The 21,612-nt window shown below is 70.7% G+C and carries 19 protein-coding genes and 2 tRNA genes; 17 read left to right on the top strand and 4 right to left on the bottom strand.

Translation table 11 applies throughout. The features are described from left to right. The first annotated feature begins 111 nt into the window (after positions 1–111). Together ACIQR3_RS13055 and ACIQR3_RS13050 are read left to right on the top strand one after the other, a co-directional pair. The gene (locus ACIQR3_RS13055; RefSeq protein WP_403537866.1) at positions 112–597 is read left to right on the top strand and encodes a ribose-5-phosphate isomerase; all 486 of its coding nucleotides are present in this window, start codon (positions 112–114) and stop codon (positions 595–597) included. A gap of 70 nt (positions 598–667) precedes the next feature. Next, on the top strand, positions 668–1,477 hold the full coding sequence (locus ACIQR3_RS13050) for an Fpg/Nei family DNA glycosylase (RefSeq protein WP_403537864.1): 810 nt from the start codon (positions 668–670) through the stop codon (positions 1,475–1,477). A 29-nt stretch (positions 1,478–1,506) separates the two neighbouring features. Here ACIQR3_RS13050 and ACIQR3_RS13045 read toward each other — a convergent pair whose 3' ends face one another. Beyond that, positions 1,507–2,757, bottom strand: coding sequence for a GNAT family N-acetyltransferase (locus ACIQR3_RS13045; protein ID WP_403537863.1), 1,251 nt, complete (start codon positions 2,755–2,757; stop codon positions 1,507–1,509). 164 nt (positions 2,758–2,921) lie between these two features. Here ACIQR3_RS13045 and ACIQR3_RS13040 point away from each other — a divergent pair, with 164 nt between their 5' ends. Beyond that, on the top strand, positions 2,922–4,118 hold the full coding sequence (locus ACIQR3_RS13040) for a PP2C family protein-serine/threonine phosphatase (RefSeq protein ID WP_403537861.1): 1,197 nt from the start codon (positions 2,922–2,924) through the stop codon (positions 4,116–4,118). Between the two features lies 1 nt (position 4,119). Then, positions 4,120–4,572, top strand: a complete 453-nt coding sequence (locus ACIQR3_RS13035; protein ID WP_403537859.1) for an HD domain-containing protein — start codon at positions 4,120–4,122, stop codon at positions 4,570–4,572. Positions 4,573–4,672: 100 nt separating this feature from the next. Here the strand turns inward: ACIQR3_RS13035 and ACIQR3_RS13030 are convergent, their stop codons facing one another. Next, positions 4,673–5,806 (bottom strand): acyltransferase family protein, encoded by a 1,134-nt coding sequence (locus ACIQR3_RS13030; protein WP_403537857.1) that lies wholly within the window; start codon positions 5,804–5,806, stop codon positions 4,673–4,675. 490 nt (positions 5,807–6,296) lie between these two features. On the opposite strand from ACIQR3_RS13030, the gene ACIQR3_RS13025 reads away from it, so the two are divergent. Beyond that, positions 6,297–6,491 (top strand): hypothetical protein, encoded by a 195-nt coding sequence (locus ACIQR3_RS13025; RefSeq protein ID WP_215168989.1) that lies wholly within the window; start codon positions 6,297–6,299, stop codon positions 6,489–6,491. 400 nt (positions 6,492–6,891) lie between these two features. On the opposite strand, the gene ACIQR3_RS13020 is transcribed toward ACIQR3_RS13025, so the two are convergent. After that, a tRNA-Gly gene (locus ACIQR3_RS13020) sits at positions 6,892–6,965 on the bottom strand. 163 nt (positions 6,966–7,128) lie between these two features. Here ACIQR3_RS13020 and ACIQR3_RS13015 point away from each other — a divergent pair. From ACIQR3_RS13015 to clpX, 5 genes are all read left to right on the top strand, one after another. Beyond that, positions 7,129–7,205, top strand: a tRNA-Pro gene (locus ACIQR3_RS13015). A 246-nt stretch (positions 7,206–7,451) separates the two neighbouring features. Next, the gene (gene tig / locus ACIQR3_RS13010) at positions 7,452–8,840 is read left to right on the top strand and encodes a trigger factor (RefSeq protein WP_403537855.1); all 1,389 of its coding nucleotides are present in this window, start codon (positions 7,452–7,454) and stop codon (positions 8,838–8,840) included. Between the two features lie 345 nt (positions 8,841–9,185). After that, positions 9,186–9,791 (top strand): ATP-dependent Clp protease proteolytic subunit, encoded by a 606-nt coding sequence (locus ACIQR3_RS13005; protein WP_403538426.1) that lies wholly within the window; start codon positions 9,186–9,188, stop codon positions 9,789–9,791. 54 nt (positions 9,792–9,845) lie between these two features. Further along, the gene (locus ACIQR3_RS13000) at positions 9,846–10,526 is read left to right on the top strand and encodes an ATP-dependent Clp protease proteolytic subunit (protein ID WP_403537854.1); all 681 of its coding nucleotides are present in this window, start codon (positions 9,846–9,848) and stop codon (positions 10,524–10,526) included. Between the two features lie 190 nt (positions 10,527–10,716). Further along, positions 10,717–12,006: an ATP-dependent Clp protease ATP-binding subunit ClpX gene (clpX, locus tag ACIQR3_RS12995; protein ID WP_215168995.1), complete on the top strand. Its 1,290-nt coding sequence runs from the start codon at positions 10,717–10,719 to the stop codon at positions 12,004–12,006. Between the two features lie 61 nt (positions 12,007–12,067). Here clpX and ACIQR3_RS12990 read toward each other — a convergent pair whose 3' ends face one another. Continuing rightward, complete coding sequence (locus ACIQR3_RS12990) at positions 12,068–13,129, bottom strand: hypothetical protein (protein WP_403537852.1); 1,062 nt, start codon at positions 13,127–13,129, stop codon at positions 12,068–12,070. Positions 13,130–13,266: 137 nt separating this feature from the next. Here ACIQR3_RS12990 and ACIQR3_RS12985 point away from each other — a divergent pair, with 137 nt between their 5' ends. The 7 genes from ACIQR3_RS12985 to mreD all read left to right on the top strand — a co-directional run bounded on the left by ACIQR3_RS12985 (position 13,267) and on the right by mreD (position 21,586). Further along, positions 13,267–15,891 carry a valine--tRNA ligase gene (locus ACIQR3_RS12985; protein ID WP_403537850.1) on the top strand — a complete coding sequence of 875 codons (2,625 nt, stop codon included), beginning with the start codon at positions 13,267–13,269 and terminating at the stop codon, positions 15,889–15,891. Positions 15,892–16,041: 150 nt separating this feature from the next. After that, entirely contained in the window at positions 16,042–17,535 is a 1,494-nt protein-coding gene (locus ACIQR3_RS12980; RefSeq protein WP_403537848.1) for a bifunctional folylpolyglutamate synthase/dihydrofolate synthase, read from the top strand. A 6-nt stretch (positions 17,536–17,541) separates the two neighbouring features. Continuing rightward, on the top strand, positions 17,542–17,883 hold the full coding sequence (locus ACIQR3_RS12975) for a DUF4233 domain-containing protein (protein WP_403537846.1): 342 nt from the start codon (positions 17,542–17,544) through the stop codon (positions 17,881–17,883). A gap of 105 nt (positions 17,884–17,988) precedes the next feature. Beyond that, positions 17,989–18,402 (top strand): nucleoside-diphosphate kinase, encoded by a 414-nt coding sequence (gene ndk, locus ACIQR3_RS12970; protein WP_403537845.1) that lies wholly within the window; start codon positions 17,989–17,991, stop codon positions 18,400–18,402. Positions 18,403–18,701: 299 nt separating this feature from the next. Continuing rightward, positions 18,702–19,721 carry a rod shape-determining protein gene (locus ACIQR3_RS12965; protein ID WP_006133575.1) on the top strand — a complete coding sequence of 340 codons (1,020 nt, stop codon included), beginning with the start codon at positions 18,702–18,704 and terminating at the stop codon, positions 19,719–19,721. 231 nt (positions 19,722–19,952) lie between these two features. Beyond that, on the top strand, positions 19,953–20,900 hold the full coding sequence (gene mreC, locus ACIQR3_RS12960; RefSeq protein ID WP_403537843.1) for a rod shape-determining protein MreC: 948 nt from the start codon (positions 19,953–19,955) through the stop codon (positions 20,898–20,900). A gap of 14 nt (positions 20,901–20,914) precedes the next feature. Next, entirely contained in the window at positions 20,915–21,586 is a 672-nt protein-coding gene (gene mreD, locus ACIQR3_RS12955) for a rod shape-determining protein MreD (protein ID WP_403537841.1), read from the top strand. The last annotated feature ends 26 nt before the right edge of the window (positions 21,587–21,612 follow it).

The following is a 21,612-nucleotide window of genomic DNA, read 5'->3' as shown; positions in this document are numbered from 1 at the left end:
TGATTCCGATACGTTATGCAAAGATTCTCTGTTGCTTCTGTGGCCCTGTTCACTTCTCCGCACGCGCCACCCGACGCCGCCTCCCCCTGCCCCGCGTGTCACACTCGACGCATGCGCGTGTATCTCGGCTCCGACCATGCGGGCTACGAACTCAAGAACCACCTCGTCGAGTGGCTGAAGGCCGCGGGCCACGAGCCCGTCGACTGCGGGCCCCACATCTACGACGCCCAGGACGACTACCCGCCCTTCTGCCTCCGCGCCGCCGAGCGGACGGCCGCGGACGAGGGCGCCCTCGGCGTCGTCATCGGCGGCAGCGGCAACGGCGAGCAGATCGCCGCCAACAAGGTCAAGGGCGTACGCGCCGCACTGGCCTGGAGCGAGGAGACGGCCTCGCTCGGCCGTCAGCACAACGACGCCAACGTCGTCGCGGTCGGCGCCCGCATGCACTCCCAGGAGGAGGCGACGAAGTTCGTCGAGACCTTCCTCACCACCCCCTTCTCGGGTGACGAGCGGCACAGCCGCCGCATCGAGATGCTCGCCGGGTACGAGACGACCGGGGACCTCCCGCCGATCCCGGCCCACCACCCGCAGCAGTAGACCGGCAGGTCCGTACCCGCCCCGCCGCAGGACACGGCAGGGCGGGACGTGAGGAAAAGGACGACAGCAGGTGCCAGAAGGGCACACGATCCACCGGCTGGCCCAGGACTACGACGCCGCCTTCGCCGGCCGGGCCGTCCGGGTGACCAGCCCCCAGGGCAAGTTCTCCGACGCCGCGGCCCTCCTCGACGGCGCGGAGCTGACCGCCACCGAGGCGCACGGCAAGCACCTCTTCCTCGGCTTCCGCGACAGCGACTGGGTCCACATCCACCTCGGCCTCTTCGGCAAGGTCACCTTCGGCCCGGCCCCCGCGCCCCCGCCCACGGACACCGTGCGGCTGCGCCTGCTGAACGACACCGCCCACGTCGACCTGCGCGGCCCCACCGCCTGCGCCCTGATCACCCCGGCCGAGAAGCAGGCGATACACGACCGCCTCGGCCCCGACCCGCTGCGCGCGGACGCCGACCCGGCCGCCGCCTACGCCCGGATCTCCCGCAGCCGTACGACGATCGCCGCGCTGCTCATGGACCAGAAGGTCATCGCCGGCGTCGGCAACGTCTACCGCGCCGAGGTCCTCTTCCGGCACGGAGTCGACCCCTACCGCCCGGGCCGGGACATCGGCCCCGCCCTCTGGGACGCGCTCTGGCACGACCTCGTCGGCCTGATGCGCGAGGGCGTCCGCAACAACCGCATCGACACGGTCCGCCCCGAGCACACCCCGGAGGCGATGGGCCGCCCGCCCCGCGTCGACGACCACGGCGGCGAGGTCTACGTCTACCGCCGGGCGAACCTGCCCTGCCACATCTGCGGCGGCGAGATCCGCACCGCCGACCTCGCCGCCCGCAACCTCTTCTGGTGCCCGGCCTGCCAACGCCCCTGACCGGGACCCTCCGGCCCGGGGCCCCGCGCTCAGAAGCCGTGCGGCAGCCAGGGGGCGACGTCGGAGGAGAAGCCCAGCGACGCCTCCGCCAGGGCCCCCTGCCGCAGCTCCCGCACCCGCCCGGCCAGGCCCAGCGCGGTCAGCGACACACCGCCGAGGTAGGCCGAGCCCAGGTCCCGCACGGACAGGGCGAGGTCCGCCGGATCGGACGTCCGGGTGCAGGACGCACCCTTCTCGTTGCCCGCCAGCCGCCAGCGCCCCGCGTTCCACGGGCAGAAGGCGTCCTCGACCTCGAAGACCACGTCCACCGGCGCCCGGTACGTCCGCGCCTCCAGCGCGGCCCCCACGTCCACCAGCCGTACGTACAGCATGTCCCGCAGCTGCGGCAGGCACCGCCGGATGTCGGAGACCTGGTACTGCCACCCGTCGTCGGCCGGCCGGCGCTGCACGCTGAGCGTCGTCGTCAGGTCGATGTCGAACAGGAACCGCCACAGCGCCGCCCGGGTCGCCGGGTCGAGCCCCTCCAGGTCGGCCAGGACCACCGTGCCCTCGTGCCCGGCCTTCCCCCACCCCGGCCGCACCCGGAACCGCGCGTACCCCGTGACCTCGCCGTCCCGGGACGCGACCACGCACTGCAGCGGCGACGCCCCGTCCCGCCCGCTCTCCGGGTCCAGCAGCCCCAGCCGCTCCCACCCCGGCTGCCGGGCCAGCATCCCCGGCCGCCCCGGCACCAGCCGGGCGTACACCGCCTCGCACGCGTCGAGGACGTCCGCGGGCTCCGCGTACCGCAGCCGTACGTCATCCGTCCCGGCCGGGACGGACAGCCGTACGTGACTGGTGTCGATCTCCGCGCTGACCTGGACGGTCGCCGCGCCGTACCCGAACCGGCCGTAGATCGCCGGCTCGGACGCCGTCAGCACCGCCAGCGGCTCGCCCCAGGAACGTATGTCGTCCAGCTGCCGGCGCATCATCGACGTCAGCACGCCCCGGCGCCGGTGCGTCGCGGCGACGCCGACCATCGTGACCCCCGCGGTCGGCACCAGCGCGCCGCCCGGCACGCTCATCCGGAAGCCGAACGCCCCCGCCGTCCCGACGCACTCGTCCCCCTCCCAGACACCGAGCGAACGGTCGGCCTCGGTCAGGGAGTTGTACAGCGCCCGCTCCTCGGGCGCCTCCGGCACCCCGCCGAAGGCACGCAGCAGGGTGTTGTACCACTGGTCCCATTCCTCCTGCCGCAATACCCGCAGGGCCGTCGTCCGCTCGGTGCTGTCAGTGCTCATGGACCATGCCTATCAGGGCTGATACGGGGTGAGCCAGGGAAATTTCCCCCGGTGGCCCACACGGCGGCCCCGCTTGCAGTTCACTGTGAACTCCGGCCTCGGACGGGGGACAAGTGGTACCTCCCGTGCCAAGCGCCCGCTCCGATGGATAGGGTCCCGAACTGATGGCAGCAGGACGACAGCGGCGCGCGGAAGCCGACACGTTCACGGCCCGGTTGAAGAAGCAGTGGCACCGGGCCCGCGTCGCGCTGCGCAAATCCGCCGTCGACTACTTCCGCGGCGACGGCTCGGACTGGATCGCGCTGGCCGGGCTGCTGCTCACCGTGCCCGTCATCGCGGTCACCACCATGGTCAACTCCGTGTGGGTCTCCCCGGCCGCGCTGGTCCTGCCGATCGTCGCCGGCGGCCTGCTGCTGCGCCCCTCCAGCCTGCTCGGCCTGTACGCGGCGGCGGCCACCGCGCTGATCGTGGAGTCCGTCCGGCTCGGCCCGTACACCGAGGGCCCCTCCCGGGTCACCCCGGGCGTGGTCCTGGTCGTCGCCGCCTGCGGGTTCGTCGGCCTGCTGATCGCCCAGTTCCGCAGCCGGGTCGGCGTGCCCTGGCGGCGTGGCGGCACCATGCTCTTCGACCTGCGCGAACGCATCCGGGTGCAGAGCAAGCTGCCCAAGCTGCCCCCGGGCTGGCACCGCGAGATGGCGCTGCGCCCGGCCGGCGGCCAGTCCTTCTCCGGCGACTTCGTGGTCGCCGCCCGCACCAACGGCGGCCGCACCCTGGAGGTCGTCCTCACCGACGTCTCCGGCAAGGGCATGGACGCCGGCTCCCGCGCCCTGCTGCTCTCCGGCGCCTTCGGCGGCCTGCTGGGCAGCCTGCCCCCGCACGCCTTCCTGCCCGCCGCCAACGGCTACCTGCTCCGCCAGGACTGGGACGAGGGCTTCGCCACCTCCACCCACCTCGTCCTGGACCTCGACTCCGGCGACTACGAGCTGTACACCGCCGGGCACCCGCCGGGCCTCCAGCTCAGCGCCGGCACCGGCCGCTGGGAGGAGAAGGCGGCCGAGGGACCACTGCTGGGCGTGTACGACGGCGCCCAGTTCGACCCCGTGAAGGGCTCGCTGCGCCCCGGCGACGTGCTGATGCTGTTCACGGACGGCCTGGTGGAGACCTCCGAACGCGACATCGTCGAGGGCATCGACCGTCTCACCGGCGAGGCCGACCGCTATGTCGCCGGCGGCTTCCACGGCGCCGCCTGGCACCTGATCGAGGCCGTCGCGAAGGACGTCAACGACGACCGGGCCCTCCTGCTGATCTGCCGGGAGGGACCGACCACGGCCCAGGCACTGGCCCAGGCCGCGGACGCCTGACATGAGCGGACCCGTCCTGTCCCTGGCCGCCGTCGAGGCCACCGCCCGCGCCGCCCACGCGGGCCGGACCGACAAGGCGGGCCGCCCGTACGCCGAGCACCTGGCCGCCGTCGCCGAGGGCGTACGGCGCCGGGGCGGCGACGACGAGCAGATCGCGGCGGCCTGGCTGCACGACGCCGTCGAGGACGACGCCCTGCCGGGCACCTGGCTGGCCGAGGCACCGTTGAGCCGCCGTACCAAGGACATCGTGCTCGCGGTCACCAAGCGGGCGGGGGAGCCCCCCGAGGCGTACGCCGCCCGCATCCGCGCCACCCCGGGCGCGCTGCTGGTCAAGGAGGCCGACCTGGCGCACAACGCCGACCCGGCCCGGCTCGCGCTCCTCGACGAGGCGACCCGCGCACGGCTGACCGAGAAGTACACGCGGATGCGCGCACTCCTCGGTCTGCCGGGCTGAGCGAACGGCGGCCCGCCCGGCGGCGGCCGGTCAACGGCGTACCGCTGACGGCGTTCCGCTGACGGTGTTCCCCTGACGGCGTACCGCTGACGGTGTTCCGCTAGGCGGAGACCTTCTCCCGGCTGTCCTCGCCCCGCGCCCGGCCCGGCTCCGCCTGCTCGCGCTCCCGGGCCGCCTGCGCCGCGTCCCGCCGGAAGGCCCACGCCATCGTCGGCTCCATCGCGAACCGGAAGACCCGCCGCACCGGCGCGGTGCACAGCAGCGTGACGACCGCCGCGGCCAGGACGGTCACGAAGACCTCCCCGAGCGGCGCGTGCAGCCAGGCGGGGTCGAACAGGCCCAGGGAGTCGGCGCCCTTGATCACGAAGCCGTGCAGCAGGTAGCCGTAGAGCGTGCCCGCGCCCAGGGCCGTGCACCACAGGTGCCGGCGCGGGACCCAGGCGAAGAAGCAGGCGGTCAGCAACAGCGAGCAGCCGAACAGCGCCAGCGTCATGACCGGCCCGGTCCACCAGGGCGCGCCCAGTTCCTGGGCGGAGTCACGGTGGTAGAACCAGGCGGTGTCCATGCGCGGCACCGCCCACCAGCCGGCCACCACGGCCGCCGCGAACACCGGCACCGACGCGACCCGCACCCACCGGCGGCGCACCCACTGGAAGTGCTCGGCCTTCATCCGCAGCCCCAGCACGAAGAACGGCAGGAACTGCAGCACCCGCTGGAGGTCGAGGTCGTCACCGATCTCCGGCGAGACGGACGCCAGCACGGCGATGACCAGGGCGACGGGCAGCGGGTACCGGATCAGCTTCCAGACCGGCGTGGTCAGCCGCCACACGAACAGCGCGACCAGGAACCACGTCAGGTACCAGGGGTCCAGGAGGCTGATCTCCTGGTCCGGCGTGCCGCCGGCGTAGCGGTTGAAGAGCGAGTACGCCGTCTCGAAGAGGACGTACGGCACGACGACCCCGGTGATCAGCCGCCGCAGCCGGTCCGGGCGCATGTCGAAGCTGCGGGAGAAGAAGCCGGAGATGATGATGAACGCCGGCATGTGGAAGGCGTACACCACCTGGTACAGGCCCTCCAGGACGCGGCTGTCGCCCTTGAGCGGCTCCCAGGAGTGGCCCATGGCGACCAGCACGATCGCCAGGTACTTGGCGTTGTCGAAGAACGCGTCGCGCTGTTTGCCGGAAGGAGGCGGCGTCCTGCGGTCGCCGTGCGGGGACGGGGCAGCGTGGAACATTCGAGGCACCCTAGCGTCGTCTGTGGGGCTCCGTAAAACGCCCGGTGCCATTCCTGCGCCATTCCCGCATATGAGCCGCCAAAAGGCCGTGAGGCGCGACGATCCCCCACACCCGGACCGGAGACGGTCCGCCCATCCTCGCCCCCCTTGTCCTGATTCATCGTGACAAGGGGGGCGATAAATCGCCCACTTGGACGCGCCCCGATGTGCCCGCCGCAACAATTCGAATTCCCTGCGAACGCGCGGTGGAGGAGTGGCGGCGAACCGGTCGGATTTCCTCCCCGAGCGTTCCTTCGCATTCCTGTGCGGACCACGGGTGTTGGGGTACCGGAGGCGTCATGGTGCCCGGCGGACCCGTGGGGCGCCGGCCAGACGTTGCGTCACCGGCCGCATGAGGTGGCCGGGTTGGTGGCACGATGGTTCCTGGCGGGGGTGCGCGAGACCGTACCTCCGGGCCGGGAGAGCGGACCGACCTAGGGTGTGATCAGTTGTGGCCATTTCACTGTCTGTGGTGCTGCTGTTGGCGATCATCCTGGTGGTGCTCATCCGCGGGGGATCCCTCAAGGCCGGCCCCGCGATCGTCGCGGTGCTCTTCGGCTTCTTCCTCGCCTCCACCGGCATGGCGCCGTCGATCAACCGCTTTATGAACTCGATAGCGGAGACGATCAACTCGATCAGCTTCTGACAACGCCCGGGGCCCGCTTCACGGAAGCCGGGGTGTGCCGGCGCCCGGGGCGCGCTGCGCGGGTGGCCGCCGTCCGAACCGCGACGCCGACGCCGATACCGAGCAGTGGGGCGAGGGCCCCCGGGTCCCCGACGGCAGACCGGGACGGCCCGTGGGAGATGCGGGTGACCTCGTACTCACCCGCCCGCGGCACTTCGATGTCGTAGAGCGGGTTCCAGGTCCGGTCGCGGGTCCCCGGGCCGGTGAGAACGGGGTCGCCCGGACCGGTGATGTGGTGACCACGACCGCCGCCGCGTACCAGCGACGGCCGGGCCGGATGCCGCCCGACGGCACCGGACGGCCTCGGGACATGACCGGGGCCAGGCGGAGAAGCGAACCTCCGACCTGGCCCCGAGCCGTGTGGAGCGGGCGACGGGAATCGAACCCGCGTAGCCAGTTTGGAAGACTGGGGCTCTACCATTGAGCTACGCCCGCACAGCGCGCGCCGCGGATCACCGCCCGCGGCACTGAAGGCATCGTAGCGGGTCGTCCCCCTCCGCCGCACACCCCGTCGCCGTCGCCGCCGGACCTTCACGGCAGCCCGTGGAATGCGCGGGTCCGAGGGGCCGTCGGCATGTACCCTACGTGTCGCACCAGACGGGGTGTGGCGCAGCTTGGTAGCGCGTCCGCTTTGGGAGCGGAAGGCCGTGGGTTCAAATCCCGCCACCCCGACCATTCACCGGCCGTCCGTCCGGACGGACGACCGGTCGTCCGAGCCGTTCACCGGCCGCCGCGCCGATCACCTCGCATGATCGTGCCGCGATCGACATGATCGCCTTTTGGGCCGTGTACCCGCTGCCGTTACTATGCAAGCTGCACGCCCGTGTGTCTCATCCTGTGCAGTCTCCCGGGCGGCGAACATCGGCCGGGCCGCTCTGGCTCCGGCAGAACCCAAGAAGTCAGCCACAAGGAGACCGAACCGTGAAGAGCGCCGTGGAGACCCTGAACCCGACTCGGGTTCGGCTCACTGTCGAGGTGCCCTTCGAGGAGCTCAAGGACAGCCTCGACGCGGCGTACAAGAAGATCAACCAGCAGGTCACGGTGAAGGGCTTCCGCAAGGGCAAGATCCCGGCCCGCGTCATCGACCAGCGGTTCGGCCGCGGTGCGGTGCTGGAGGAGGCCGTCAACGACGCCCTCCCGAAGTTCTACACCGACGCCGTCAACGAGGCCGAGGTGGACCCGCTGGGCCAGCCCGAGGTCGACATCACGGAGCTGAAGGACGGCGAGACGCTGAACTTCACCGCCGAGGTCGACGTCCGCCCGACCATCGAGATCCCGGACTTCTCCGGCATCGAGGTCGAGGTCGACGCGGTCGAGGTCAGCGACGAGGACGTGGAGAAGTCGGTCGAGCAGCTCCGTGAGCGCTTCGCCTCCACCTCCCCGGTCGAGCGGGCCGCCCAGGACGGCGACGTCGTCACCATCGACCTGGAGGCCAAGGTCGGCGGCGAGGTCCTGGAGGACGGCGTCGCCAGCGGCGTCTCCTACACCATCGGCTCCGGCGAGCTGCTCGACGGCATCGACGAGGCCGTCAAGGGCCTGGAGGCCGGCGGCGAGGCCACCTTCACCTCCGAGCTGAAGGGCGGCTCGGCGGCCGGCCAGGAGGCCGAGGTCACCGTCAAGGTCAGCCAGGTCGCCGCGCGCGAGCTGCCCGAGCTGGACGACGACTTCGCCCAGCTCGCCTCCGAGTTCGACACCCTCGACGAGCTGAAGGCCGACAGCCGCAAGCGCCTCGAGAACATGAAGCAGTACGACCAGGCCACCCAGGCCCAGGAGCGCGTCCTGGACAAGCTGCTGGAGCTGGTCGAGGTCCCCGTCCCCGAGAAGCTCCTCGAGGACGAGGTCAACACCCGCAAGCACAACCTGGAGCACCACCAGCTCGGCCAGATGGGTCTCGACCTCGCGAAGTACCTGGAGATCCAGGGCAAGACCGAGGAGGAGTTCGAGACCGAGACCCGCGAGGCCGCGGTCAAGGGCATCAAGACCCAGTTCGTCCTCGACGAGCTGGTCAAGCAGGAGAAGCTCAACGTCAACCAGGAGGAGCTCACCGAGCACCTCATGCGCCGCGCCGCCTCCTCCGGCATGTCCCCCGACCAGTTCGCCCAGGCCGTCGTCGAGCAGGGCCAGGTCCCGCTCCTCGTCGGCGAGGTCGCCCGCGGCAAGGCCCTGGCCGTCGTGGTCGAGAAGGCCACGGTCAAGGACACCAACGGCGAGATCGTCGACCTGAGCGACGACGAGGAGGAGGAGACGGCCGAGGCCGCCACCGAGACCCCCGCCGAGGAAACCCCGGCCGAGGAGAAGACCGAGGGCTGACCCTCGGCGCCTGACAGGTCGTAGGGAGGGCCCTGGGGACAACCCCGGGGCCCTCCCGTCGTCCGGCGGGGCAGCGTCCCCAAGGGCACGGGGCTGTGTCCACGCGGCTCCGCCCCGGGGCGCGCGCGGCCACGACGCACCCGCAGCCGCCGACGACGAGAAGTCACGACGACGCTACGCCCCCGGCGAACACCCCACTTCGCGGGATTCCCCGAAGGGACCCGCGCGTTAGGGTCCATGAATACGAGGGCAGTGGAGTCCCCGAATACGGCTCCAGCCCCGCAGGGAAACGTGAGACGGCCCGGCGCCGTCGTAAGACGAGCAGGTGGATACGTGACGAATCTGATGCCCTCAGCCGCCGGCGAGCCCTCCATCGGTGGTGGCCTCGGCGACCAGGTCTACAACCGGCTGCTCGGCGAGCGGATCATCTTCCTCGGCCAGCCGGTCGACGACGACATCGCGAACAAGATCACCGCACAGCTGCTGCTCCTTGCCTCCGACCCGGACAAGGACATTTACCTGTACATCAACAGCCCGGGCGGTTCGATCACGGCCGGTATGGCGATCTACGACACCATGCAGTACATCAAGAACGACGTGGTGACCATCGCCATGGGCCTCGCGGCCTCGATGGGTCAGTTCCTGCTCAGCGCGGGCACGCCCGGCAAGCGCTTCGCGCTGCCGAACGCCGAGATCCTGGTCCACCAGCCCTCCGCCGGCCTGGCCGGCTCCGCCTCGGACATCAAGATCCACGCGGAGCGGCTGCTGCACACCAAGAAGCGCATGGCCGAGCTGACCGCCCAGCACACCGGCCAGACGGTCGAGGAGATCACCCGCATCTCGGACCGCGACCGCTGGTTCGACGCCTTCGAGGCCAAGGAGTACGGCCTCATCGACGACGTCATCGCCACGGCCGCGGGCATGCCGGGCGGCGGCGGCACGGGCGCCTGAGCCCCTTATCCCGAGCCCCCCAGCCGACCGCCTCAGCTCTTTCCAGGAGACACTGTGAACGACATCCCCGGCAGCGGCCTGTACGACCGCGCCCGCGCCGAGTACACCGGCCCCACGGCCGAGTCCCGCTACGTCATCCCCCGCTTCGTCGAGCGCACCTCCCAGGGCGTGCGCGAGTACGACCCGTACGCCAAGCTCTTCGAGGAGCGGGTGATCTTCCTCGGCGTCCAGATCGACGACGCCTCCGCCAACGACGTCATGGCGCAGCTGCTGTGCCTGGAGTCGATGGACCCCGACCGGGACATCTCGGTCTACATCAACAGCCCCGGCGGCTCGTTCACGGCCCTCACGGCCATCTACGACACGATGCAGTACGTGAAGCCGGACATCCAGACGGTCTGCATGGGCCAGGCGGCCTCCGCCGCCGCCGTCCTGCTCGCCGCCGGCACCCCCGGCAAGCGCATGGCGCTGCCCAACGCCCGCGTGCTGATCCACCAGCCCTACAGCGAGACCGGCCGCGGCCAGGTCTCCGACCTGGAGATCGCCGCCAACGAGATCCTGCGGATGCGTACGCAGCTGGAGGAGATGCTGGCCAAGCACTCCACCCAGGAGATCGACAAGATCCGCGAGGACATCGAGCGCGACAAGATCCTCACGGCCGAGGACGCGCTCTCCTACGGTCTGATCGACCAGATCATCACCACCCGGAAGATGGACAACTCCTCCCTCCGCTGAGACGAGCTGAGGCGAGAGGCTGTATCGTCTGCCGCCCCTTGGCATGGTTCGGCACGGTTCACGCCAACGTGAACCGTGCCAAGGGGGGCCCGGACGGGGGTCCAGGCAAGGTACCGTCGACATAAGGCAGCACCAGGAGTCCGCTGGACCTCGGCGTCCAGGAGTCTCCCAGGCGAAGGGGAAGCACACCGTGGCACGCATCGGTGACGGCGGCGATCTGCTCAAGTGCTCGTTCTGCGGCAAGAGCCAGAAGCAGGTCAAGAAGCTCATCGCAGGGCCCGGTGTGTACATCTGCGACGAGTGCATCGACCTCTGCAACGAGATCATCGAGGAGGAGCTGGCGGAGACCAGCGAGGTCCGCTGGGAGGAGCTCCCCAAGCCCCGCGAGATCTACGAGTTCCTCGAGGGGTACGTGGTCGGCCAGGAGGCCGCCAAGAAGGCGCTCTCCGTCGCGGTGTACAACCACTACAAGCGGGTCCAGGCCGGTGAGAACGGCGGCGCCCAAAGCCGCGAGGACGCCATCGAGTTGGCGAAGTCCAACATCCTCCTGCTGGGCCCCACGGGCTCCGGCAAGACCCTGCTGGCGCAGACGCTGGCCCGCATGCTGAACGTCCCGTTCGCGATCGCCGACGCCACGGCGCTCACCGAGGCGGGGTACGTCGGCGAGGACGTCGAGAACATCCTGCTGAAGCTGATCCAGGCCGCCGACTACGACGTCAAGAAGGCCGAGACCGGCATCATCTACATCGACGAGATCGACAAGGTCGCGCGCAAGAGCGAGAACCCGTCGATCACCCGCGACGTCAGCGGCGAGGGCGTCCAGCAGGCGCTGCTCAAGATCCTGGAGGGCACCACGGCCTCGGTGCCGCCGCAGGGGGGCCGCAAACACCCCCACCAGGAGTTCATCCAGATCGACACGACGAACGTGCTGTTCATCGTGGGCGGCGCCTTCGCGGGCCTGGAGAAGATCATCGAGGCCCGGGCCGGCGCCAAGGGCATCGGCTTCGGCGCGCAGATCCGCTCCAAGCGGGAGCGCGAGTCGCAGGACCACTTCCAGGAGGTCATGCCGGAGGACCTGGTCAAGTTCGGCATGATCCCCGAGTTCATCGGCCGGCTGCCGGTGCTCACCTCCGTGCACAACCTCGACCGCGAGGCCCTGCTCCAGATCCTCGTCGAGCCGCGCAACGCGCTGGTCAAGCAGTACCAGCGGCTGTTCGAACTCGACGGCGTCGAGCTGGACTTCGAGCGCGAGGCGCTGGAGGCCATCGCCGACCAGGCGATCCTGCGCCAGACCGGCGCGCGTGGCCTGCGCGCCATCATGGAGGAGGTCCTCCAGGGCGTGATGTACGAGGTGCCGTCCCGCAAGGACGTCGCCCGGGTCGTCATCACGGCCGACGTGGTCCTCTCCAACGTCAACCCGACGCTGATCCCCCGCGACTCGCGCGGCGGACGCGGGCCCGGCGAGCAGAAGTCGGCGTAGCGCACAGTGAGAGGGGCCCCGGTCGACAAGACCGGGGCCCCTCTCACTCTGCGCCGGCCGGTCACGCTTTGACGCGGACCTCCTCGCGGAGCTTCTTGGTGATCTCCACGGCGGTCTCCTTGGACATGCTGTCCTTCACCCGGCCCGGGGACACGAAGGCGAAGGTGCTGTGGTCGGCCCAGGCGCAGAACCAGTCCGACTTCTCCTCCTTGGTCAGCGGGCTGGTGCCCCTGGCCTCCTGGCACTTCATGACCGCGCCGTCGAGGTCGACCGCCACGGGCTCGCCGACCAGCTCGGCCCGGGTGTCCTCGGTACTCTCGGCGCCCGCCGCCTTCTCCGACGAGAAGAACGAGTCCAGCGTGGCCTCGGGGTCCTCGATCTCGCCGTAGGCGCCGGCGTAGGTGAGGAAGGAGTAATCGTCCGGCACCGCGCTGGGGTCGCTCGAGTCGTAATCCATGTAGTCGAAGGTCGAGTAGACACCGATGACGGTCTTGCCCTTCTCGACACCGCTCTTCTCCAGCGTCTCGGTCAGCTCGTCGCTGTTGGAGGAACCAGGCATGAGGGTGTACTCGTCCAGCACCGTCTTCGGCGTCGCCAGCTTGTGCGCGCCGTCGTCCGCCACGGAGCTGGAACCGCCGTCCGCGCCGAAGACGAAGTAGGCGCCCACCCCGATCGCGGCGACCACCGCGACCGCGCCGATGATCAGCCCGGCCTTCTTCTTGCCGCCGGCCGGCGGCGGGGGCTGGGGGAGGCCGTAGGGGGCCTGACCGTACGGCGGCTGCTGGCCGTAGGGGCCGGGCTGCTGTCCGTACGGCGGCTGCTGGCCGTAGGGGCCGCCCTGCTGGCCGTAGGGGGCCTGCTGACCGTAGGGCGGTGGCGGCTGCTGCGGGGGCACGCCCTGTGGGGGCTGCTGTGGATAGCCGTAACCGGGCTGCGGCTGGGGCGGGCCCGGCGGGGTCTGCGGAGGGGCGGCCGGCTGCTGGGGGTAGCCGTAGCCGGGCTGCGGTGCCTGGGGCGGCTGCGGCGGCGGTCCGTACGGGCCCGGCTGCCCGTACGGACCCGGCTGCTGACCGGGGTGCGGGGGCTGCTGCCCGCCGTACGGGCCCGGGTGGTTCTGACTCATCTCTGGGTTCCCCTCCAGAAGTTCACGCGTACCCGACATCCTGGCTCAGGAGCCGTCCGCGCGGGGCACCGGGGAGCGCACCCGTTACAAACGAAACGGGTTTCGGGACTCGGTCGCGACACCTCTAAACTGGCCCGGTGACCGAGAACACTCAGCAGCCGCACGCAGCGCCCACGACCGATCTGCCGACCCAGTACACGCCGGCCGACGTAGAGGGGAAGCTGTACGAGCGCTGGGTAGAACGGGGTTGGTTCACCGCCGACGCGACCAGCGAGAAGCCCCCGTACACCATCGTCATCCCGCCGCCGAACGTCACCGGCTCGCTCCACCTCGGCCACGCCTTCCAGCACACGCTGATGGACGCGCTGACCCGCCGCAAGCGGATGCAGGGCTTCGAGGCGCTGTGGCTGCCCGGCATGGACCACGCCGGCATCGCCACCCAGAACAAGGTCGAGCAGCAGCTCGCCGAGGAGGGCAAGTCCCGGCACGACCTCGGCCGCGAGGAGTTCGTCCGGCGCGTCTGGCAGTGGAAGGAGGAGTACGGCGGCAAGATCCTCGGCCAGATGCGGCGCCTCGGCGACGGCGTCGACTGGTCCCGGGAGCGCTTCACCATGGACGAGGGCCTGTCCCGGGCCGTCGGCACGATCTTCAAGCGGCTCTACGACGACGAGCTGATCTACCGCGCCGAGCGCATCATCAACTGGTGCCCGCGCTGTCTCACCGCCATCTCCGACATCGAGGTCAACTACCAGGAGGACGACGGCGAGCTGGTCTCCATCCGGTACGGCGAGGGCGACGAGACGCTCGTCGTCGCCACCACCCGCGCGGAGACGATGCTCGGTGACACCGCCGTCGCCGTCCACCCCGACGACGAGCGGTACCGGCACCTGGTCGGCAAGAAGATCAAGCTGCCGCTGACCGACCGGTTCATCCCGGTCGTCGCCGACAGCCACGTCGACCCGGAGTTCGGCACCGGCGCGGTCAAGGTCACCCCGGCCCACGACCCGAACGACTTCGCCATCGGCCAGCGCCACGGCCTGGAGTCGATCACCGTCATGGACGAGCGGGCCGTCATCACCGCGCACGGTCCCTTCCAGGGCCTGGACCGCTTCGAGGCGCGCTCCACCATCGTCGCCGCCCTGCGCGAGCAGGGCCGGATCGTCGCCGAGAAGCGCCCCTACGTCCACTCCGTCGGCCACTGCTCGCGCTGCGGCACGACCGTCGAGCCGCGGTTGTCGATGCAGTGGTGGGTCAAGGTCGCCCCGCTGGCGAAGGCGGCCGGCGACGCGGTCCGCGACGGGCGCGTCGCGATCCACCCCGAGGACATGTCGAAGCGCTACTTCGACTGGGTCGACAACATGCACGACTGGTGCATCTCGCGCCAGCTGTGGTGGGGCCACCGCATCCCCGTCTGGTACGGCCCCGACGGCGAGGTCGTCTGCGTCGGCCCCGACGAGGAGCCGCCCACCGGCGAGGGCTGGCACCAGGAGACCGACGTCCTCGACACCTGGTTCTCGTCGGGCCTGTGGCCGTTCTCGACGCTGGGCTGGCCGGAGCGGACCCCGGACCTCGCGAAGTTCTACCCGACCGACGTCCTGCTCACCGGCCACGACATCATCTTCTTCTGGGTCGCCCGGATGATGATGTTCGGCCTGTACGCCATGGACGGCGAGGTCCCCTTCAAGACCATCGCCCTGACCGGCCTGGTCCGCGACGAGCGCGGCAAGAAGATGTCGAAGTCGTTCGGCAACGTCGTCGACCCGCTGGACTGGATGGACAAGTACGGCTCCGACGCCGTCCGCTTCACCCTGGCCCGCGGCGCCAACCCCGGCACCGACGTGCCCATCGGCGAGGACTGGGTCCAGGCGTCCCGCAACTTCGCCAACAAGATCTGGAACGCCACGCGCTTCGCGCTGATGAACGGCGCCACGGTCGAGGGCCCGCTGCCGGACGCGTCCGAGATGTCGTCCACCGACCGCTGGATCCTGTCCCGGCTGAACCGCACGGTCGCCGCCGTGGACGCGTACTACGAGGACTTCCAGTTCGCGAAGCTCTCCGACGCCCTCTACCACTTCGCGTGGGACGAGGTCTTCGACTGGTACGTCGAGCTGTCCAAGACCACGTTCCAGGCGGGCGGGGCCGCGGCCGAGGTCAGCAAGCGCGTCCTCGGCGAGGTCCTGGACGTCGCGCTGCGGCTGCTGCACCCGGTCGTCCCGTTCGTCACCGAGGAGCTGTGGACCACGCTGACCGGCGGCGAGTCGGTCGTCGTCGCCCCGTGGCCGTCGGACAGCGGCTTCCGCGACGAGGCCGCCGAGCGCGAGATCGAGCTGGTCCAGTCCGTCATCACCGAGGTCCGCCGCTTCCGCGCCGACCAGGGCCTCCAGCCCGGCCAGCGCGTCCCGGCCCGCCTCACCCTGGACGGCACGGCCCTCGCCCCGCACGAGCCGGCCGTCCGCCAGCTGCTGCGCCTCCAGCCGGAGGGCGAGTCCTTCACGGCGACGGCGACCCTGCCGGTGGCGGGCGTGGAGGTCGCCCTCGACCTCTCCGGCGCGATCGACGTGGCGGCCGAGCGCAAGCGCCTCGCCAAGGACCTCGCCGCCGCCGAGAAGGAGAAGGCCCAGGCCACGGCCAAGCTCGGCAACGAGGCGTTCCTGGCGAAGGCCCCGGACCAGGTGGTCGACAAGATCCGGGGGCGGCTGGCGAAGGCGGAGGAGGACATCGTCCGAATCCAGGCGCAGCTGGACCGCCTGCCTCGGGCGTAAGGCGTTCTCGCTCGGCCCAGTCCCCGGTGCCTCATGGGCGCCGGGGACTTCCGCAGGGGCGCGGAACTGCGCGACCAGCCACGACGTGACCCGCATCCGCCCGCGAAGGCCAGCCCCCACCCCCTGCGGCGCACTCCGTAGACTGGTCCCGTGAGCGACCAGAACGAGTCCGACGCCTTCGACGAGCTGATCGCGGAGCAGACCACCCGCGACCCCGACCTCGCCGTCATCGAGGCCGGCAGCCGCACCCTGCGCACCCAGGGCGGCCCCCCGCAGGCCGACGTGCCGGCCCGCCCCGAGGACCCCGAGGTCGACCAGGCCCTGCGCGAGGTCGAGGCCGAGCTGGCCACCCGCTGGGGCGAGACCAAGCTGGAGCCGTCCGTCACCCGGATCGCCGCCCTGATGGACGTCCTGGGCGAGCCCCAGCGCTCGTACCCGTCGATCCACATCACCGGCACCAACGGCAAGACCTCCACCGCCCGCATGGTCGAGGCCCTGCTCGGCGCCTTCGAGCTGCGCACCGGCCGGTACACCTCACCGCACGTCCAGTCGATCACCGAGCGGATCAGCCTGGACGGCGCCCCGATCAGCGCCGAGCGCTTCATCGAGACGTACCAGGACGTCAAGCCGTACGTCGAGATGGTCGACGGGCAGCAGGAGTACCGGCTGTCGTTCTTCGAGGTGCTCACCGGCATGGCGTACGCCGCCTTCGCGGACGCCCCCGTCGACGTCGCCGTCGTCGAGGTCGGCATGGGCGGCAGCTGGGACGCCACCAACGTCATCGACGGGGACGTCGCCGTCGTCACCCCGATCGACCTCGACCACACCGACCGGCTCGGGAACACCACCGCCGAGATCGCCGGCGAGAAGTCCGGGATCATCAAGCAGGACGCCACCGTGATCCTGGCCCAGCAGCCGGTGGACGCGGCCCAGGTGCTGCTGAAGAAGGCCGTGGACGTGGACGCCACGGTGGCCCGCGAGGGCCTGGAGTTCGGCGTCGTCGCCCGCCAGGTCGCCGTCGGCGGACAGCTGCTCACCCTGCGCGGCCTGGGCGGCGAGTACCCCGAGGTCTACCTGCCGCTGCACGGCGCCTACCAGGCGCACAACGCGGCCGTCGCGCTCGCCGCCGTCGAGGCGTTCTTCGGAGTCGGCGCCCAGCGCCCCGACCCGCTGGACATCGACACCGTCCGCAAGGCGTTCGCCGCCGTCGCCTCGCCGGGCCGCCTGGAGGTCGTACGGACCTCCCCGACCGTCGTGCTGGACGCCGCCCACAACCCGGCCGGCGCCCGCGCCACCGCCGAGGCGGTGGGGGAGGCCTTCGACTTCAGCCGGCTGATCGGCGTGGTCGGCGCGAGCGGCGACAAGAACGTACGCGGGCTCCTGGAGGCCTTCGAGCCGATCTTCGCGGAGGTCGTCGTCACCCAGAACTCCAGCCACCGGGCGATGGACGCCGACGCGCTGGCGACCATCGCCGTCGAGGTGTTCGGCGACGACCGCGTCCAGGTCGAGCCCCGGCTGCCGGACGCCCTGGAGGCCGCGATCACGCTGGCCGAGGAGGAGGGCGAGTTCTCCGGCGGCGGGGTCCTCGTCACCGGTTCCGTCATCACCGTCGGCGAGGCCCGACTGCTGCTGGGAAGGGGCTGACATCCCGTGCGTACCCTCTGCTCCTCGACGCTGATCGGCGAGTTCTTCGTGATCGGCTTCGCCGGGCTGGTCGCCATGAAGGACCCCGACCTCACCATGGGCACGGTGTGGACGGTCAGCGGCATCGCGATGTTCCTGTGCGTGGTGCTGTGCGGCATGGTCACCCGCCCCGGCGGGGTCGCCCTCGGCTGGGTGCTGCAGATCGCCCTGGTCGCGTCCGGGCTCGTCGTCCCGATGATGTACGTCCTCGGGGTCGTCTTCGCCGGCCTGTGGTGGGCGTCGGTGCACTACGGCAAGAAGATCGACGAGGCGAAGGCGCGGTTCGCGGCGCAGGCGGACGCCGCCTGACGGCCGGACCCCACCTGTGGGGCTGACGCTGCGTGACCGGGGCCATGACACGCCCGGTAGTGTCAGTCACCACATGGTCCGTCCTCACCTCCCAAGGAGCCCGCAGTGACCCAGCGCACCCTCGTCCTCCTCAAGCCCGACGCCGTCCGTCGTGGCCTGACCGGCGAGATCATCAGCCGTATCGAGCGCAAGGCCGGCTGGCGGATCACCGCGCTGGAACTGCGGACCCTGGACCAGGAGACGCTGGAGCAGCACTACGGCGAGCACAAGGGCAAGCCGTTCTACGAGCCGCTCGTGGAGTTCATGGCCTCCGGCCCGGTCGTCGCGATGGTCGTCGAGGGCGAGCGGGTCATCGAGGGCGTGCGCGCCCTGGCCGGCCCCACCGACCCGATCGCCGCGGCGCCCGGCTCCATCCGCGGCGACTACGGCGTGATCGTCCGGGAGAACCTGATCCACGCCTCCGACTCCGAGGAGTCCGCCGAGCGCGAGCTGAAGATCTTCTTCCCGGGCCGCGACTGAATCGGCGAGCCTCGTTTTCCTGACGGTGTGTCAGCCGAATGGCCCAGCTGACCAGGGCGGTCGCGCAAAAGCGGCCGCCCTGTGACATATGCGTGCCGATCGGGGGAACGTTTGCCTCCGTCGGCCCGTCTCCACAAGCGAGGCAGGACGTGATCTGCTGACAATGGCGAAGACCCTCGCGCAGTGTTCGCGAAAGCGCGTCTACGATGGAAGCCTTCACGCCACTGCACCCACTTCGCCGACCTGAAAAGCCCTCAAAAGCTCCTGGGAAGGCCAGTCGAATCCTGATGGGGAACTCAATGTCGTTCATCGGCCGTGACATGGCTGTCGACCTCGGGACCGCCAACACGCTGGTGTACGTCAGGGGTCGCGGGATCGTACTCAACGAGCCGTCCGTCGTCGCCATCAACACCAACACCGGTGGCATTCTCGCGGTCGGCGCCGAAGCGAAGAAGATGATCGGGCGCACGCCCGGCAACATCGTTGCCGTGCGACCTCTGAAGGACGGTGTGATCGCCGACTTCGAGATCACCGAGCGCATGCTCCGCTACTTCATCCTGAAGATCCACAAGCGGCGGTATCTGGCTCGTCCGCGTGTCGTCGTCTGTGTGCCCTCGGGCATCACCGGCGTCGAGCGCCGTGCCGTCATCGAGGCGTCGTCCCAGGCCGGCGCCCGCCAGGTGCACATCATCGAGGAGCCCATGGCCGCGGCCATCGGCTCCGGCCTGCCGGTCCACGAGGCCACGGGCAACATGGTGGTCGACATCGGCGGCGGCACCACGGAGGTCGCGGTCATCTCCCTCGGCGGCATCGTCACCGCCCAGTCCATCCGCGTCGCGGGCGACGAACTGGACAACGCCATCATCCAGCACATCAAGAAGGAGTACTCCCTCCTGCTGGGTGAGCGGACGGCCGAACAGATCAAGATCACGATCGGTTCGGCGTACGACCTCGACACCGACGAGCACACCGAAATCCGCGGCCGGGACCTGGTCTCCGGGCTGCCCAAGACCGTCGTCATCTCCGCCGCCGAAGTACGCAAGGCGATCGAGGAACCGGTCAACGCCATCGTCGACGCCGTCAAGACCACCCTCGACAAGTGCCCGCCGGAGCTGTCCGGCGACATCATGGACCGGGGCATCGTCCTGACCGGCGGCGGCGCGCTGCTGCGCGGACTCGACGAGCGGCTGCGCCGGGAGACCGGCATGCCGATCCACATCGCCGAGGACCCGCTGGACAGCGTGGCGCTCGGCTCCGGCAAGTGCGTCGAGGAGTTCGAGGCGCTCCAGCAGGTGCTGGACGCGCAGCCCCGCAGATGACGTGACGCTTCGTTCCGCCGTACGAGACGATCTCCTCTCGTGCGGCGGATCGTTGATATAGAGACGTGAGAACACCCGTTGCGCGCGCCGCCGGGCGGGCCGGGTGCCATCGCCGCACAACAGAACAACCACTGACGTACCGGTTGCGTATCGCCCAGGTATCACCTACGTACCGCCTACGCACCACCGACGAATTCCCGAATTCCGACGAGGAAGGCACGGCCGCCGCACGTGAGGGACACGAAAGAGAGCCGGCTGCTCCTGGTGCTGCTGATCGCCGTAGCGTTCGCGCTGATCACGGTGGACATCCGCGGCGGGGAGGATTCCCCGGTCGACGGTGCCCGGCAGGCCGCGGCCACCGTCTTCGGCCCGATCGAGAACGGGGTGTCGTCCGCCGTCGACCCCGTCGGCAACGCGATCTCCGCGATCCGCGACTCCGGGGACCGGCACGACCGGCTCGCCCGGCTGGAGCAGGAGAACGCGGCCCTGAAGGCGAAGCTCGGCAGCGACGACCGCGGCCGCAGCCGGCTCGCGCAGCTCGACAAGATGCTCAAGATCGCCGGGGAGGGCCAGTACGGCATCAAGGGCGCCCAGGTCATCGGCATAGGAGCGGCCCAGGGCTTCTCCTGGACCGTCACCCTGGACGTCGGCGCCGACGACGGCATCGAGCGGGACATGACCGTCCTCAACGGCGACGGCCTGGTCGGCCGCGTCACCACCGTCGGCCCCAGTTCCTCCACCGTGCTGCTGGCCAGCGACCCCGACTTCACCGTCGGCACCCGCATGGAGAACGGCGACGAACTCGGCTTCGCCTCCGGCCAGGGCGACCGCCCGCTCCGTGTCGAACTGCTCAACGGCAAGGCCGAGGTGAAGAAGGGCGACCGCCTGGTCACCTTCGGCTCGCAGGGCGACAAGCCCTTCGTGCCCGGCGTCCCCGTCGGCGTCGTCTCCCGGGTCGACCCCTCCGGCGGTGACCTGACCCGCACCCTCTACGTCACGCCGTACGTCAGCTTCACCAAGCTCGACATCGTCGGTGTCGTCGTCCAGGCCCCGAAGAAGGACCCCCGCGACACCGTGCTCCCCGACAAGCCGAAGCCGACTCCCACGCCCACCGTGACGGTGACCGTGACGCCGTCCGGACAGGCGCCCGCCGACGGCCAGTTCCAGCCCGAGCAGTAGGAGCCACGAGTCCCATGCGCGTCAACCGCATCCTGCTGTCCGCCGCCCTGGTCGTCGTCGCCCTGGTGATCCAGGTCAGCGTCCTGGCCCGGCTCCACCTGCCCGGCGCCGTCCCCGACCTGCTGCTGCTCACCGTCCTCGGCCTCGCCCTGGTCTACGGCCACACCGGCGGCGCCCTGGTCGGCTTCGGCGCCGGCCTGCTCGCCGACCTCGCCCCGCCCGCCGACCACGCCGCCGGGCGCTACGCCCTCGTGCTGTGCGTCATCGGCTACCTGGCCGGCCTCGCCCGGCCCGACAACGGCCGCCTGAAGTCCGCCACCGGTCCGATGGCCGTCGTGGTCGTCGCAGCCCTCGGCTCCACCCTGCTCTACGCCGGGGTGGGCGCCCTGGTCGGCGACACCGCCGCCCGCCATGTGGGCCTGGGCGGGCTGCTGTTCACCGCCGCCCTCTACGACCTGCTGCTCGCCCCGTTCGTGGTCCCCGGGATCATGGCCCTGGCCCGGCGCGCGGAGAACGACCCGCTCGCCGACACGGGCTCCGCCGCCCAGAGCACCGACATTTCCTCCGGCTGGCTCTCCGGCGGCACCGGCCTGCGCGTCGGCGGCCAGAAGAACGGCCTGCGGGTGAAGGCGGCCCGGGCCCGGGTCGCCCGCGCCGGACGCATCAAGGGGGTCAAGCGGCTGTGAGGCGGACGGATCGGAAGCAGGAGGGG

This window comes from Streptomyces sp. NPDC090994 (assembly GCF_044768905.1).
Classification (GTDB): domain Bacteria; phylum Actinomycetota; class Actinomycetes; order Streptomycetales; family Streptomycetaceae; genus Streptomyces.
Note: the sequence above shows the minus strand (reverse complement) of the source record. Positions and strands in the feature narration are given on the sequence as shown.

Coding starts and splice junctions, on each gene's coding strand:
- ACIQR3_RS13055 (WP_403537866.1), top strand. CDS start 112: ATGCGCGTGTATCTCGGCTCCGACCATGCGGGCTACGAACTCAAGAAC.
- ACIQR3_RS13045 (WP_403537863.1), bottom strand. CDS start 2,757: ATGAGCACTGACAGCACCGAGCGGACGACGGCCCTGCGGGTATTGCGG.
- ACIQR3_RS13040 (WP_403537861.1), top strand. CDS start 2,922: ATGGCAGCAGGACGACAGCGGCGCGCGGAAGCCGACACGTTCACGGCC.
- ACIQR3_RS13035 (WP_403537859.1), top strand. CDS start 4,120: ATGAGCGGACCCGTCCTGTCCCTGGCCGCCGTCGAGGCCACCGCCCGC.
- ACIQR3_RS13030 (WP_403537857.1), bottom strand. CDS start 5,806: ATGTTCCACGCTGCCCCGTCCCCGCACGGCGACCGCAGGACGCCGCCT.
- ACIQR3_RS13005 (WP_403538426.1), top strand. CDS start 9,186: ATGCCCTCAGCCGCCGGCGAGCCCTCCATCGGTGGTGGCCTCGGCGAC.
- ACIQR3_RS12990 (WP_403537852.1), bottom strand. CDS start 13,129: ATGAGTCAGAACCACCCGGGCCCGTACGGCGGGCAGCAGCCCCCGCAC.
- ACIQR3_RS12965 (WP_006133575.1), top strand. CDS start 18,702: ATGTCGTTCATCGGCCGTGACATGGCTGTCGACCTCGGGACCGCCAAC.
- mreD (WP_403537841.1), top strand. CDS start 20,915: ATGCGCGTCAACCGCATCCTGCTGTCCGCCGCCCTGGTCGTCGTCGCC.